Genomic DNA, 16,574 nt, shown 5'->3' with positions numbered 1-16,574 from the left:
AATCTAGGGCAAATTCAAGGCCGATAGCGCGTAAATGGCCTCGGAATTCAGACTATAAGCGGCTGTGGCGCACAGGATGCCCAGTCCTGCAAAAATCGCATCATGCAAGGGATCCCAGCTGCCTTGCGAGCGGGCCATCCACACTGCAACAGGATAAACCAGGATCATTGCAACGGCTTGGCCGATCAACGCACCAAGAAGTCCAGCCACCTGCACCCCTATCAAAAGGCCAGCGATCATAAACGCCGCACGTGTCGCAGCCAGAATGAAAAAACGCCTGGCATCACCCGAGGCGAGTGCCGATTGATCGTAAGTTAAAACAATGACTTGCGGGATTTGCACAATTGCCACCATGACCAAAACGCCCCCTGCAAGGACATAGCGATCATCATAGAGGACATGCACCATCACAACACCGGACAGGGCCAGAAAAACCAGCATGACAAACAAGCCACCGGTCAAGGCAAAGCGCAGTTTTTGAAGTGCGCGAAAATTATCAGAAGACTGGGCCGGGGGGCGCTCCCTGTAGACCGGAATGAGCACCTTCCAGACAACCATCCCCCCAAGCATCAGCGGAAAACTCGCCCAGAAAAAGCCAATGTTATAAATGCCCAGCGCATGTAACGACAAAAATTTCCCGAGAACCAGCTTGTCCCCTTGGGAAAAGATGAAGCCTGCAATGGTGCTAAAGAAGATCCAGCTGCCAAATTTGGCGATTTCCGCAGCTGACGACTTGTCAAATCCAAAACGGCTTTTGCGGCCCGGCAGGAACAGATTGTAAAACACAAGCTGAACAGCAGAGGTCGCAACAGCGCTAAAGACCAGCGCCCAAATGGACCCCGTGAGCCACGCGATCAATACGCCCACAACAAGGCCAAACGCCTGTGCGCCAAGATCAAGCATGGTGACGCGTCCCAGCATGAGATGCCGGTTGGCGCTTTCTTTTCGTGCGGGGAAAAAGCCCGCTATCAACAAGGTTAAACCCACAACCGGAAGCAGCTGAGCGAGTTGGGGCGCGTCATAGAACGTGGCAACGGGTTGTGCCAAGACGATGGTCAGCCCCCACAACAAAAGCCCCCGCACCACCTGCAAGGTCCATGCGGTGTCTAGAAACTCTGGATCGTCCCCTCGTTTGTTTTGCTGGATCGAGGTCGCAATACCGATGTCCGAGAAATTCTGAAGCCCAACCATGAACACCCAGACCAGACTGAGCAGGCCAAACGCCTCGGGGAACAGCAGACGGGTCAGGATCAGATTGGACAGCAACCTGAGGAACTGGCTGCCGCCGTATCCCAAAATGGTGAAAACCGAACTGCGCGCAGCGCGCGCGCCAAGGTTTTTGCCCTGACTAAAGCGGCGCCACAAAGAGGGTCTGGGATGGGTTTCTGTCATCGTCCCCTCTCCCAGTTTGAGGTGTCGCGGGGGCCAAAACGAACGGCAAGCGCCACCGCTGTGTAAACCGCAAACCCGATTGGATCGGTCAGTGCCAGGCGCAGCATACCGGACAGGCCAAGGCGATGTTTATCATCATTCTGCAACAGCGAGGGATAGAGGTTTTGAATCTCGTCGACACCTGTATTTTGACGCCTGCGCACGCGTACCAAAGTCGAAAAACCCTCGACCAGAGGCCAGTCATAGGGGGCTGGCACGGCAATACGTTCGTTCGGGGAAAAGCTGAGACGTACAAATGTATCGTCAGAAATGATCTGTGGAAAATCGCCCCAACGGGCGCGCCCGGCGGCGTTGACCGCAAAAAGGCCCGCCCCCGGAACACCGTGGGTCATGAACGGCACGCGCGCATATATACGGCCATAGGCGCGTGACACCCATGTTTCCGCCTGCGCAATCCGCATTGTACCGCTGGCATAAACCGGCGCATCCTTCGAAAGGATATCATCAAGCTGGGCCAGCAAATCAGGGGACACGACAATATCCGCATCCAGATAAACCCGTTTGTCGCCTTTGGCAGCAGCATCGCCAGCATTGAGGGCATTGGGTTTGCCCCCTTGCTTGAGATCAATCACCGTCAGGGCCCACCCTTTCAATGCGAACTCATTGGAAAACGCAGCAGCACATGCCGCCGTATCATCAGAGCATCCGTTCGCAACAACGATCACCTCACCCCCATCAGGGCCCTTCCCCATAAGCAGGGAACCCAAACAACGCCCGATCAGATCGGCTTCGTTGTTGGCTGGGATGATAATGCTGATCAAATGCTTAGACCTGTCGTCATTGCAACTGCGCCAGTTCAAGCAGGCTATCTTGGGCACCGGAAAATTTGACCGCTTCGATTTGGGCCAGAACAAACCGCCTCTTGTCCGAAACAATGAAGGTTCGCTCGCCAATCTTCCGGATCAAATAATCCGCCTGATTTCCCGGAAGTTCCGCAATGTCATAGCCCGCACCGCCATGAAGATTGTCTGCAAGACCTGCCGCAACAAGGACGTCATCGCCGGAATTTCCAAGCAAAACGTCATGTTTTACCGTTCCAGCCAACCGGTCCGGCCCGTCGGTCCCTTCAAAAATGCCGCCATGAAGAAAGGTCCCCTGTTCACGAGAATTGTCCCATTGGGGCGGTTGTTGATTTGCAGCACTCAGCGCGTCAAACCGCGGGTTTGTGTCATCCAGATGCCGCAATGATCCCCAACTGCCCCATTTGCTGGGGTTCGAGACATCACTGTAGGCGTTGAAGAACATCGATCCTTCGGTGTTGCGCCACGCGCTCAAAAGCTCTTGATAAAGTCCGGCCATCTCGGGGCTATAGTTCAGTTGGATAAACAGATTGGTCATGGCTTCGTCGTCCGCCCATTCACCAATACCCGTGACATGCGTGCCACCTTCGTACATCGCGAGGGCAAGGCCGTTCTCTTTGGCGACACGGGCATGGTAGGGCAGCAAATCTTTGGTGAGTAGAGACAACGACCCGTTGCGCAATGCCTCTGCCGCCAAGGGAATAGCGGCGTCAAAAAGGTGATCACGCACATAGTCCTGCATCGCCGCCCGCTTGAGCCCCTGCCCCATCGCATCTTTGAGCGCGGATTGCATCGATGTGTTTATCCAGCCAAGCGTTTTCTCGGCCCCTTCATCACTTCCGAGTTCGAGGCCAAAGTACCCTGAAACCGCATAAGCATCGAAAGCCGTGATCGGCGCGGGGTTGCCGCGTGCTTCTTCCAGCCAAAGCGGTGCTTCAAGCTGAACCTGTTCAAGGCCCTTCCATCCTGTGTGCACCGCAACAACCCGCACGAGCCGGTCTTTTGTCTCGGATCCAAATTCCCATTCCCAAATGCGGGCGATTTCGGCGGCTCGCATACCGGCGTATTGCATCCACGCATCATCACCGGCCTTTTCACCCCAACGCTCGACAGCTTTTTCACTGGCCCAGTTGGCCTGTTCGAACGTGAAGTTCCAAAGTTCGTTGGAATACTCGACAAAGACCTTTCGGTCCGGATGCAAATCCCGTTTGACCATCCGCGCAAATTCGGCGGCATAATTGTTTGTCGCCTGATGCGGCAGCGTCACCCAGATGTCAGCGCCGATGCGATTGCCCAGCGCAACCATGACCTCGACCGGGACACCGCGCCAGGCGTATGAGAAATCCGACACAAGAGGACGTTCCCCCCATTCGGATACACGCGAGTCATTGGTCTGCATCCAGTCCATAAACCGCAAAACACGCAGGTCGCCGACCTTATCCAGCCAATCAGGATTAAAAATCAGACCCGCCTCGTGCAACGCGATGTGATCTTCCCGCAATACGCGAATGTTGTTGATATAATCGCCGGTACGCATCGGATCGGTTTGATCAATCCGTATACCGACAACGCCATCTCCGGGGCGATATTCAAACCAGATTTCTCCGTCTTCTCTGGACTGCACACGCGCGCGCCCCGTCAGGGACACCTCACCCGCTCCGTCATAGGTAAGACGGTAACGTCCCGTGAGGCTTGAGGACTGTTCCGGCTGATCCGTAAGAATAAAAGTTTCGACCGCTTCAATTTTGGGAGGAATACCCCAGATCCAGCCCTCTTCATCGAAGAACCCCCCAAAGTCGAGATCTTCAGCACTCATCCCGCCCCATTGACCCGGAACATGCCCGATCCAGGGTCGTGCGGACTTCATAAGGTCAATAAAAGCGTTTTGCGTGCTCCAGTCAGCGACGACGCTGACGCCCATGCCAAGAGAAGGGTTCTCAAGTCCAAGCCCCGGAGCAGGTGTTCCGGCATTTGGTGCGGGCTTTGCAACGGCGACCTTCTTGGGTGCAACAGCTGTGGGTGCTGTGGTCTGCTTTTGGCCCATCTCTGCGTGAATAAAGGCGCGGACCGCATCATAGTTCGCCCGCAAATCGGGATGCAGCGTATCGGGCAGGTTCATATCAGACGGTAAAGCATCTTCGTAAAGGCCAACATACGTGATTGCAGCTGCCAAGAAGTACAGCGTCGGTGTGCCGTGCGGAGCATCATCCACATAGAGGGCCTCAACAGGAATATCTTTGAGCGGCCCATTCTGAAACATCTTGCTCAGAATCCGCGCCACAGGGATCAGATCAACATCTTTGTCCGGCAACGCAGTTTTCACGAGCGCATGATAGTCTTCATACCACTGGTGGTACTCACCCTGATTGAACTCGTGAAACCTTCGCAGCTGTCGTGTGCGGGGCGGAAAGCTTCTGACGAAGGCACTCATATCTGCCCAACCTTCGTAAATGACAAAACGAGGGGCATCTGCTTTGGCAGAAATGGCCGCTGTTGCTGTCAAAGGCGTTTCGCGCGTCGCATTTTCCCCATCAAAGGGGGCGTCGGGGGATTTGTATTGGATAAAGTTGGCAGGGTTCACCATGACAACATTGTATCCCACATCCGCAAAATTCCGGATGTTGCGCGTCCATGCGCGTGGCGCTCCGTTAAAGCTCCATTGTGCTTTTGGGCGCCCTGCTGCGGCAAAGTCCCTGAGAAACCCCCATTCGCCATCAACGGCAAATGTTTTACCGCCCGCATTTGCGAATTGGGCCAGCCAATAGGGCACTGCGGTTTCTTCGGTTTCGGATTGATGATGAACAAGGCTGTTGCCAAAGACATAAAGCTTGATTTCATCTTCCGCCTTCGCGGGTTGGGACAAAGCCAAAGCCCCCAAGGCGACAAAAGCTAATTTCCGGATCAGTTTCATGTCAGCTCCTCTGGCGGCCAGCGCATAACAACTATGCCGTCATTCAGCTTTGCAAAAAAGAACTATTGTGTGTGAAAGACCATTGCTTCGGTTCGTGTCAGGGTTCTGCGAGATGATCTGAACAAATCCTTGGCATCTGCCCCTTCGAGTTCCGGAAAGAGCTCGAAGATTTCCCTGCGTTGCTCCTCTTCAAGAGCGTTCATGACATAGCTGCCGGGTTGAAAGCTTTCGGTCCATGCATTGTTGGACAGAACCAGTTCATGACAATCAAACAAGATGTGCCAATAGGTGATTTCCTCGACCTCGGCGGCCGTCACCCCCTGCATCCCGATCAGATGTTTGGCAGGCACCAGAACCTCACCTTCACCAAAATACAGCATCGCTTGTGCACCGCATAACAACACGCGGTGATTGGGGCTGAACAAGGTATCGCGATTGGGCAAACCTTCGCCCAGCGCGCCCTGTTGAATACAGACAGGTTGCCAATGGGCGTGTGTTTCAAATTCCCTTGGGCCGACGTCGCGATGACCAATCCAACGAATGCGTTGAAACCCATGATCGCGTGTCAGCACTCGATTACCGACGGTCATGTCTTCAATGGGTACACTTCCACGTGGCGTCGTCAAAAGGGTGCCGGTGGTAAAACAGGCAACGATATTTTCGATGCCCTCGAATGTCATATTACCGAGGACTGCTCCGCCGCTGTCCAGAAAATCAACACGGCCAGAGGTCGTGGATCCATCGTCATAAACGACCTTGAAGGGGCCGTACCCCGTGAGATCAAGACTGTCGGTTTCGCCAACACCGTCGCCGCCAAACACCGCATCGCCAATCGTCGCGCCAAGAAAGTCATCGCTTCCCGCGCCCCCGATCAGGACATCCGCACCTGCGCCACCCGTTAAGGTATCGTCGCCAATACCCCCGTCCAGCGTATCGTTTCCTGCTTCGCCATAGAGGTCGTCGTTGTCGTCTTCGCCGTAAAGAGCATCATGCCCTTCACCGCCAAAAAGAATGTCATTGCCAAGGCCCCCGAACACTTCGTCCTGTCCGAAAGCCGAGAAAACGAGATCGTTGCCTGCACCGGCCACCACGATATCGTCATCCCCGAATTCGCCCGGCAACAAGGCATCATCGTTGTCGATCCGGTCTCCATCGTTGTCGCCGTCATATCCGACAAAGATCAAATCATCCTCACCGGTGCCGGTGACGATGCCGTCCGGATCTTCCGGCACGCCCATCGATTCAAAGATTTCCGGATCGTCAAATGCGCTGGGCGGCACACCGTCAAGCGTCAAGGTGTCCCCGTATGGGAACGTCAAAACAGCATTTCCGCTGCCATCATCACTGACAACGATATCGCGTACCGTGATCGGGGTCGTTCCGAAATCTCGCGTGACCTCGGTGACATCCAGGGTATCGATGGCGGTATAGGTGCCATCGCCGTTGTCTGTTGGAACCCGAAAACCGGAAATGGTGTCATTCCCGGACCCGTCCCCCAGCTTGATGGTGTTGTTACCATCCGCCAGAAGAATGTGTTCGATTTCGTTATAGTTGGCGGTATCCACACCATCTGTGAAGGTTCCGGTGCCTTCGATAGAAGACGTCAGATCAATCGTCAGGGCGCTTGTGACGCGTGTCAGGTCAAGCGTATCGCCAATGGTCTCGTCGATGCTTTCGCCTTCGACCGTGTCATTGCCAAATCCGTCCTGAAAAACGAATCTGTCGTCGCGATACCCACCCCAAAGATAGTCATCTCCGTCGCCCGCACCGCCGCTGTGAATCGTGTCTTCACCAAAGCTTCCACGCAGGAAATCATTGCCTGTCCCGCCGTGAAGAACATCGTTACCGATATCGCCATTAACCCAATCGTCACCTTCTCCGCCAAAGAAGATGTCGTTGCCCGAGCCCATCTCGACCGAATCCGCGCCGTCACCACCAAAAATAGTGTCGTGACCGGTGCCCGCAAAGATGGTGTCATTCCCGTCTTCACCGTAGATGCGATCATTGCCAGCATCGGCATCAATTGAATCATTGCCTTCCGCTGCACGAATGATGTCATCTCCGGACGTCACCATGTCGCCTTCAGCGTCGGTATAGAAAATGTTTATCGTATCGTCGCCAGATGTTCCGTCCACGATATCATCGCTGAGCGGCGCAGAATCCAGACCGATGTTACCGATGCCAAAGGTACCCGTTTCTGTAGCACTTTCGCCGGGTTCGAACACAAATGTCAGCGCCGTGATGGGGCCGGTGATAGACACAAAAACCGAGTCGTCCGCGCCGCTTGTTTCAATACCGGTAGAGGCATTGCCATCCGCATCGACCACGTTTCCAGAAGCACTGTGCAAACCATCGAGATCTGAAAAGCTCACCGGGACCTGTGCACCTGTGGCATCAGTTGCAAATACTGTCAGCCGGTCGTCCCAGACGCCGGTATTCTGATCAATGTTGTAAATTTCAAATGAAAGGTTCTGGACAGGCGCCTCGAAAACCAGCTGTGTGGTTACGCCAGTGGTCAGGCCATCAACCCAAAGCCCATTCTGAGTTGGCGTGCCGTCGGATCGTGTTTCTGCCGTCCGGCCATCACTGTTGTAGCTGGAAACGACTCCGACACCTATCGCGCTCGGACCCGTACCAGCCGTGTATAGGCCGTTTGGACCCACACTGGCCCAATCGAGTATATGCTCGGGCATTTTCCACTTACCTCAATACAGACCGTTATCAATGCCGGTCTTGTTGCTCTTGCATCTGCTACCAATCGAATATGGTCAAAGTTGGGAACAATTGGGCCGGATTAACGTAAGGGAAGCGTCTTGATTTGGAAAAAAGGCGCCCGAAACACGGACGCCTTTCAAATTTTTCAAGCCGTAAAGCTTAGCCGATGATGGCGTTCAACGTTGCCGAAGGACGCATAACTTTGGCTTTCAGCTCAACGCTGGGACGATAGTAGCCAGCGATGTCAGCTGCGGGACCTTGGGCCGCTGCCAGCTCTGCAAGGATCGCTTCTTCGCCGTCTGCCAGAGCTTTGGCAACCGGTGCGAATTCAGCCGCCAGATCAGCATCGTCGCTTTGTGCTGCCAGAGCTTCTGCCCAGTAGCGTGCGAACCAATAGTGGCTGTCGCGGTTGTCAGGCTGGCCAACCTTGCGCGAAGGCGAACGGTTGTCGTCCAGAATGCCTTGGGTGGCAGCTTCGGCAGCGACACCCAGAACACCGGCTTTTGCGTTGCCTTTGCTGTCCGCCAGGAAGTTCAGCGATTCACCCAGTGCGCAGAATTCACCCATCGAGTCCCAACGCAGGTGGTTTTCTTCGACCAGCTGCTGAACGTGCTTTGGTGCAGATCCGCCAGCACCGGTTTCAAACAAACCGCCACCTTTCATCAGCTTCACGATCGACAACATCTTGGCCGATGTGCCCAGTTCGAGGATCGGGAACAGGTCGGTCAGATAGTCACGCAGCACGTTGCCGGTGATGGCGATGCTGTCGTTGCCGGCAGTGATCGTTTTCAACGACTGTGCTGTTGCTTCGCGTGGCGCCATGATCTGGAATTTGTCGGCAACGCCGGCTGCTTCCAAAGCTGGTTTCACATATGCGATCAACTGTGCGTCGTGGGCGCGGTTTGCGTCCAGCCAGAAGATTGCTTCCGAACCTGTCAGACGCTGACGATCCATCGCCAGTTCGATCCAGTTTTCGATAGGTGCTTTTTTGGCGGTGCAAGAACGCCAGATATCACCGGTTTCAACATCGTGGCTGTGCAGTGTTTCGCCATTGGCGGTCACGATGCGGATGGTGCCGTCAGCAGGAGCTTCGAATGTAGTCGGGTGCGACCCGTATTCTTCAGCCTTCTGCGCCATCAGACCAACGTTCGCAACGGAACCGGCAGTGGTGACATCCAGTGCGCCGTTCGCTTTGAAGAAGTTGATGGATTCATCATAGATGGTTGCATAGCAGCGATCAGGGATCACACAGTTTGTGTCGCCCTTGTTGCCAGCAGCATCCCAGCCTTTACCACCTGCGCGGATCACGGCAGGCATCGACGCATCAATGATCACGTCCGAAGGCACGTGCAGGTTGGTGATGCCTTTGTCGCTGTCGACCATATACATGGCAGGGCGGTCAGCTGTTACAGCTTCGATTGCGGCCATGATGTCAGCGTTGTCTGCAACACGGTCCAGAAGGTCACCCATGCCCGAGTTAGGGTTCACACCCAGCGCGTCCAGTTCAACACCGAATTTTTCAAAGACCGGTGCAAGCCATGCTTTGACTGCGTGACCAAAGATGATCGGGTCCGAAACCTTCATCATGGTGGCTTTCATGTGCAGCGAGAACATGGTGCCGTCGGCTTTGGTGTCTTCGATGGCACCAGCCAAGAAAGCGCCCAGCGCTTTGGCGGACATAAAGGTCGCGTCTGCCACGGTGCCTTCTTCCAGTGGCCAGCCGTCTTTCAGAACGGTGACCGAGCCGTCTTTTGCAACAAATTCGATTTTAGCATCACCAGCCTGGTCTGCCGAAATCGTTGCCGACACTTCGTTGGCATAAAAGTCATTGCCGGGCATCGACGACACTTTGGTCTTCGAGGTCGATTCCCATGCACCCATCGAATGCGGGTTGTTTTGGGCGTAGTTTTTAACAGCCTTAGCAGCACGACGGTCCGAGTTGCCTTCGCGCAGAACAGGGTTCACAGCGGAGCCCTTGATGGCGTCAAAACGGGCGCGGATTGCTTTTTCCTCGTCTGTCGACGGCTCTTCAGGATAGCTCGGGATGTTGTACCCTTTTTCCTGAAGCTCGGTCACAGCCGCAACCAGCTGAGGCACGGATGCCGAAATGTTCGGAAGCTTGATAACGTTGGCACCCGGTGTCTTCACCAGTTCACCCAAAGCGGCCAGATCATCAGACTGACGCTGTTCGTCGGTCAGGTTTTCAGGGAAGGTCGCGATGATACGGCCTGCCAGCGAAATGTCAGGTGTTCCCACCGTAATGTCAGCCGCCGAGACGAACTTGCGAATAATTGGGAGAAACGACGCTGAGGCCAGCTCGGGCGCTTCGTCTACAATGGTATACAATATGTCTGCGTTCAGTTGATCGGCCATGATTTCTCTACCTTTCAGCGTGTCAAGGAAGTCGGGTTATTTGCGCATCAGGGCGATAACCCAAGGTTGGCGTTGCAAAAGCACACAATATGCTCGGGCAACAGAAACTTATGTCGCCCCTTTAAAACACTGGATCATGAAATTCAATTGACTGTTGCCTAATATGGCAGAGGCATGATGCCGCGCGTCCTACATGGACAACTTGCGCCGCTTGGCGGCACGGTCTTCGCGGTCTCTTTGTTCCTGCCCCAGACGAAACGATGTTTCGACAAAATCCATGTGATTGCGCGCCGCGGCATCCGCGCGGTCAGGATCGCCGGCAACAATCGCATCCACAATTTCCCGATGCTGGGCCAACAGCTTTTTGCCAGTTCCATCCATCGTGCGCAAAAAGGCCCTGTTATAGAACACACCTTGTCGGGTCAGGTCGTATACCGACGCCATCATATGAATGAGCGTGGTGTTCTGGCTGGCATCCACAACGGCGGCGTGCAGTTTTAGGTCGGCCTCCTGGCTGGCCTCTGAATCGTTTTCGTCGAAAGCTTTGTTCATCTCGCCGATGATTTCCATCAAGCGCTCTTTGTCTGACTGGGTTGCTCTTGCTGCCGCAAGACGGCAGGCAAAGGCTTCTTGTTCGCGGCGATATTCAAGATAATCATAGAACGCCCGCCCGTGTCTGGCATAGAGCGCCAAAAGTGCAGGCGACATCGCACGGCCAGTCAACGTGGCAATAAACGTCCCTTCCCCGTGGCGGACATTCACCAATCCTTCGGATTCGAGGATCTGGAGAGCCTCGCGCAGCTTTGGGCGGGACACACCCAAAGCCTCTGCCAATTCTCGTTCCGATGGCAATTTTCGTCCCTCTTTGAGGATACCGTCGACGATCATTGTCTCGATTTGTTCAACCACGGCTTCTGCAAGTGATTCGTGTCCGACGGGGTCAAAAGGGCTTGTATCACTCATCTTCACGGCGACTCTCTGTGGTGTTGGCACTTTTTTGGTTGTCTTTTTACTTTACCAATCTTCGCAACAAAGACAACCACGCCATACCCAGAAATGCGGATGCATAAATTTTCCGCAATCTGTTGATTTAGAAAGATATTCACAAAATACAACCGAAAAAACGCTGCTTTTTGTCCGAAATCGCTTGTCTGTATTTTCAACGCTCACGCTGCCAAGTGGTAAATAAACTTGTTGACTGATTCACATGGTCAACAATATTTACCATCCGCATACCGCCTATGCGGTGAGATCATGGCCGATACCCCGGCCAACCTGTACTCTGGAGGAGACAAGTATGAAAAAGACCCTGACTTCGTTGGCCATGGCAGCTTCCCTGCTGACTGCGCCTGCCGCATTTGCAGCAGACAAGATGTTGCTGAAGACCCCAATTGCATTCTCGACCTCGTTGCCGGGTCTGGGTTCGCCGATCCCACGTGTTGCGGAACAGCTGAGCCTGATGTCGGGCGGTACACTCAAAATGAAGGTTTACGAGCCGGGCAAACTGGTTCCCCCGTTCGAAATTCTTGATGCTGTTTCGTCTGGTAAAATCAACTCGGGCTACACCACTGCAGGTTACTGGGCAGGCAAAATCCCGGCAGCACCGTTGTTTTCCGCAGTTCCATTTGGTCCTGAAGCTGGCGAATACATGGCGTGGCTCTACTATGGAAACGGCATGACGCTGTACCAAGAGATGTATGATCAGGCCGGTTACAACGTTAAGGTTCTGCCTTGTGCCATCATCGCACCGGAAACCTCGGGCTGGTTCGCCAAGGAAATCAACAACCCCGAAGACCTCGAAGGTCTGAAAATGCGCTTTTTCGGCCTTGGCGGTAAAGTCATGCAGAAACTGGGCGTTGCGACATCCTTGCTGCCCGGTGGTGAAATCTTCCCTGCTCTGGAAAAAGGCGCCATTGACGCCACTGAATTCTCGATGCCGGCCATCGATGCGCGTCTCGGGTTCCACAAGCTGGTCAAATACAACTACTTCCCCGGCTGGCACCAGCAGGCGACCGTTTTCGAACTCATGATCAACAAAGACGTCTGGAACGGCGCTTCGGATCAGCACAAAGCGATCATCGAAAACGCATGTAAAGCTTCGATGGCAGATTCCTTTGCCGAAGGCGAAGCCATCCAGCACGCTGCCCTGATCGATAACGTTGAAAACAACGGCGTCCAGATCAAGCAATGGAACGACGAGATGCTCGAAACATTCCGCACCACATGGAATGAAGTGGCCGCAGAAGAAGCTGCTGGCGACGAGTTCTTTGAAAAAGTTCTGACCGACATGAACGGGTTCCGCGACGGCTATGCCGTTTGGAAAGAGAACGCGTTCCTCCCTCGCAAGTAAGACCTCCCACCTACTTGCACCTCAAGGGGGCGGCCACGTCCAATGCCGCCCCCGCATTAATCCTGATTACATTTTGATCGCCCAAGCGATCCGCGCCAACTTCCGAGGAGGAGACGATGGCTAGCAATTCCCAGCACACAAACGATCCTGTCGATGTCTATGAACACATCCTTGAACACGAGGAGCGTGATCAACAAAAGATTGCTGTTGCCATCGACAAAGGCGTCAAAGCCGTCGGCAATGTTGTCATGTGGGCAAACCTGCTGCTCATCCTCGCCATCGTATCCCAGGTTCTATTTCGCTATCTGCTGAACCAGAACTATCCAAAGCTCGACGAGATCCAGTGGCATTTTTATGGTCTGGTGACGATGGTTGGCATCTCTTACGCTCTTGTCACAGACAGCCATGTCCGCGTCGACCTTTTGCATATGCAACTGTCCCCGCGCGCACGCCGCATTATCGAAATCATTGGTATTCTGACGCTGATCGTGCCGTTCATCTATTTGATGGTCGATCAGGGATGGGACTATTTCTATGAAAGCTGGCGCGTCAACGAACGCTCGAGCAGCCCAACAGGGTTGTCCGCACGCTGGGCCCTAAAGGCCGTTATTCCATTCAGCTTTGTTTTGCTCGCCCTCGCCGCTCTTGCACGCCTCATCCATGATGTGCACGCCCTGTGGCTGAACCTCGAAGAGGAACGTCAGGGCAAAGGGTTGCGTCTGATTTTCTGGGCTTTGCTGTGCTTCGCCGTGGTTGCAACCGCGTTGACATTCCTTGTGGAGACCACAGAAGAAAAGCTTGTCATTGCGATGTTCCTGACATTCATCGCGCTGCTGTTTACCGGATTTCCCGTTGCCTGGACCCTTGCAGGTGTAGGCGTCGCGTATTGTGGTCTGGCCTATCTGTTCGACAACGACTTGATGCTGTGGACCGGTCTTGAAAGCACATTCACAGGGCTGGACTACCTGACACTTGGGGCCGTGGTGAACCGCGTTTACGCGACCATGTCCAATGCCGTTCTTGTTGCCCTGCCGATGTTCATTTTCATGGGGCTAATGCTGGACGAATCCGGTGTCGCCGAACGTTTGATGAGCGCGATGCAACGCCTGTTCGGCACCGTGCGTGGTGGTCTGGCCATCACCGTTACCCTGATCGGGATCATTCTTGCGGCTTCTACCGGCATCATCGGCGCATCTGTTGTGCTTCTTGGTGTTCTGTCGCTGCCTTCCATGATGGAGCAGAAATACAGCCCCTCTCTGGCAGCTGGCGTTGTTTCGGCTTCGGGGACTCTGGGCATTCTGATCCCGCCCTCAATCATGTTGGTGATCATGGCGGACCAGATGGCGTTGTCTGTCGGTGACCTGTTTATGGCTGCGGTCTTTCCTGGTGTGATCATCGGCGCGCTCTACTTGACCTATATCTTTGTTATCGCACTGGTGAAACGTGACGTGGCCCCCGTTCCCGAAGGTGCAAAACGCCCCGATTGGAATGCCGTCAAAGACGTGATGATCGCGGTTCTGCCCACACTGGCATTGATTTTGTCTGTGTTAGGGTCGATTTTTGCAGGCCTCACCACGCCGACCGAAGCCTCGGGCGTAGGCGCATTGGGTGCCACACTGCTGGCGCTTGGGTATCGCAAGCTGACATTGGCGAAACTCGTGAATGTGCTGAAGGCGACCTTCAACACCACAGCCTATATCTTTGCAATCTTTCTTGGCGCGACCGTGTTCTCTTATGTTCTGCGTGAGATGGGTGGCGATGCGCTGATCGAAGACATGATCCATGGCGCGGGCCTTGGACCGAACGGCACTGTCTTTATGATCCTGTTCATTGTCTTCCTGTTGGGCTTTGTGCTGGACTGGATCGAGATCACCCTGATTGTCCTGCCACTGATGCGCCCGATCGTGAACGGTCTCGGCCTTGATATTCCCGGTTTCGGCGTAATGGATGAACCTGCGCTGGTTTGGTTCGTGATCCTCGTCGCGGTTACATTGCAAACCTCGTTCCTGACACCGCCCGTTGGCTTTGCCCTTTTCTACCTCAAAGGCGTCTGTCCCCCCCAAATCAAGCTTATGGACATCTACAAAGGTATCATTCCCTTTGTTATCCTGCAGCTGACCGGACTTTTGTTCGTCTTCCTTTGGCCACAGCTGGCAACTTGGTTGCCATCAGTCGCCTACTAAGCAAGGGTGCGCACCATGACTGATGCAGACTTGATCCAAAGACTGAAATCCATCTGCGGGCGGCGGTATGTTCTGACCGACGCACGCCGAACGCAACGCTTTCGCAAAGGGTTTCGGTCTGGCGAAGGGGATGCATTGGCCGTGGTGCAACCCGCCACCCTGCTTGAGCAATGGAAGGTTCTGCAGGCCTGTGTTGAAGCTGACAAAATCGTCATCATGCAGGCCGCAAACACGGGTCTGACCGAGGGGTCGACGCCAAAGGGCAACTATGATCGTGATGTGGTGCTGATCAACACCCGCCGCATGGACCAGTTGCACCTTGTCAATGACGGCAAGCAGGTTCTCAGCTTTCCCGGGTCGACCCTGTTCGCGCTGGAAAAGCTGCTCGCCCCTATCGGGCGACAGCCACATTCGGTAATTGGATCCTCTTGTATCGGGGCGTCTGTTGTTGGCGGTGTCTGCAATAACTCTGGTGGATCTCTTGTTGAACGGGGACCGTCCTATACCGAGCTGTCCCTCTACGCACAGGTCACAAAAGACGGCACGTTGGAATTGGTCAATCATCTGGGCATCAACCTCGGCGACACACCCGAGACCATTCTGACCCGACTTCAAAACGGTGAATTCCAACCCGAAGACATCGAAACCGACAATCGCAAGGCATCCGACACCGATTATGCCCTTCGAGTCCGCGATGTAGATGCAGACACCCCTGCCCGTTTCAATGCCGACAAATCGCGCCTTTACGAAGCTGCGGGATGCGCGGGCAAACTCGCGGTATTTGCGGTACGGCTTGACACCTACGCCAAGAACGATGCCGAAAAGACGTTTTATGTTGGCACCAAAGACACGGCCTCTTTGACGGAATTGCGCCGCCGCATCCTTGCCGATTTCAAAACCCTGCCTGTAAGTGCGGAATACATGCACGAGGAAGTGTTTGACGTTTCCGACGTCTATGGCAAAGACACGATGGTGATGATCGACAAACTTGGTACAGATCGTTTGCCAACCTTTTTCGCCATCAAAGGTGCCGTCGACGCGCGTTTGGCAAACATTCCCGGACTGTCGAATTTCACAGATAAGTTCATGCAGTTTGCCATGAAACTTTGGCCAGATATCCTGCCGAAACGCATGCGCGCTTTTCGCAAACAATACCCCCATCATCTGATCCTCAAGATGCGGGATGGTGGCATTCAGGAAGCGGAAGACCTGCTGGGCGAAATGCAAAACGAGGCGAAACTCGACTTCTTCAAATGCGACGCACGTGAAGCCAAGATCGCGGGGCTGCATCGCTTTGCGGCTGCCGGTGCGGCGATCCGCTATATGAAAGTGCACGCCAACGAGGTCGAGGACATCATTGCCTTGGATATTGCGCTGCGCCGCAATGACACCGACTGGTTCGAAGACCTGCCTTCCGAAATCGCAGATCAACTGGTTAGCAAGCTCTATTATGGTCACTTCATGTGCCACGTTTTGCATCAGGATTACGTCGTCAAAAAAGGCGTTGATCCAAAGGCGCTGAAACAGGCGATGCTGGAAATCCTCGACAAACGCGGGGCGGAATACCCCGCCGAGCACAACGTCGGCCATCTCTATGCCGCCAAACCGGATCTCGCAGCGTTTTACAAATCTGTTGATCCGACAAACAGCATGAACCCCGGCATCGGCAAAATGTCGCGGAACAAGAACTATTCCTAAATTTGCTGCGAAAGCGGCTTGAGAAAATCCCAAGACGGAGGGGAAACCCATGCCTGACTTCGACAAGATTCTGATAGCGAACCGTGGTGAGA

Annotated in this window: 9 protein-coding genes; 3 read left to right on the top strand and 6 right to left on the bottom strand. The window is 54.3% G+C overall.

The features are described from left to right. Positions 1-3: 3 nt before the first annotated feature. From PH7735_RS18070 to PH7735_RS18045, 6 genes are all read right to left on the bottom strand, one after another. On the bottom strand, positions 4-1,392 hold the full coding sequence (locus tag PH7735_RS18070; protein WP_058312841.1) for an oligosaccharide flippase family protein: 1,389 nt from the start codon (positions 1,390-1,392) through the stop codon (positions 4-6). Then, complete coding sequence (locus tag PH7735_RS18065) at positions 1,389-2,213, bottom strand: glycosyltransferase family 2 protein (RefSeq protein WP_058312840.1); 825 nt, start codon at positions 2,211-2,213, stop codon at positions 1,389-1,391. Before PH7735_RS18065 ends, PH7735_RS18070 begins: the two co-directional genes overlap by 4 nt. A gap of 16 nt (positions 2,214-2,229) precedes the next feature. Next, positions 2,230-5,163 carry a calcium-binding protein gene (locus tag PH7735_RS18060; RefSeq protein WP_058312839.1) on the bottom strand — a complete coding sequence of 978 codons (2,934 nt, stop codon included), beginning with the start codon at positions 5,161-5,163 and terminating at the stop codon, positions 2,230-2,232. A gap of 62 nt (positions 5,164-5,225) precedes the next feature. After that, a complete protein-coding gene (locus PH7735_RS21205) occupies positions 5,226-7,856 on the bottom strand; it encodes a Hint domain-containing protein (protein ID WP_082645310.1) in 2,631 nt (876 codons plus the stop codon). 181 nt (positions 7,857-8,037) lie between these two features. Next, on the bottom strand, positions 8,038-10,251 hold the full coding sequence (locus tag PH7735_RS18050; protein WP_058312837.1) for an NADP-dependent isocitrate dehydrogenase: 2,214 nt from the start codon (positions 10,249-10,251) through the stop codon (positions 8,038-8,040). Between the two features lie 189 nt (positions 10,252-10,440). Continuing rightward, a complete protein-coding gene (locus PH7735_RS18045) occupies positions 10,441-11,214 on the bottom strand; it encodes a FadR/GntR family transcriptional regulator (RefSeq protein WP_058312836.1) in 774 nt (257 codons plus the stop codon). Between the two features lie 334 nt (positions 11,215-11,548). Between PH7735_RS18045 and PH7735_RS18040 the strand changes: the two genes are divergently transcribed. From PH7735_RS18040 to dld, 3 genes are all read left to right on the top strand, one after another. Then, a complete protein-coding gene (locus tag PH7735_RS18040; protein WP_058312835.1) occupies positions 11,549-12,601 on the top strand; it encodes a TRAP transporter substrate-binding protein in 1,053 nt (350 codons plus the stop codon). 116 nt (positions 12,602-12,717) lie between these two features. Then, positions 12,718-14,784, top strand: a complete 2,067-nt coding sequence (locus PH7735_RS18035) for a TRAP transporter large permease subunit (protein WP_058312834.1) — start codon at positions 12,718-12,720, stop codon at positions 14,782-14,784. Positions 14,785-14,799: 15 nt separating this feature from the next. Further along, the gene (gene dld / locus PH7735_RS18030) at positions 14,800-16,482 is read left to right on the top strand and encodes a D-lactate dehydrogenase (RefSeq protein ID WP_058312833.1); all 1,683 of its coding nucleotides are present in this window, start codon (positions 14,800-14,802) and stop codon (positions 16,480-16,482) included. Positions 16,483-16,574: the final 92 nt, after the last annotated feature.

The organism is Shimia thalassica, from assembly GCF_001458215.1.
Classification (GTDB): domain Bacteria; phylum Pseudomonadota; class Alphaproteobacteria; order Rhodobacterales; family Rhodobacteraceae; genus Shimia; species Shimia thalassica.
The sequence above is the reverse complement of the archived record's forward strand: the minus strand, read 5'-3'. Positions and strand labels throughout refer to the sequence as shown.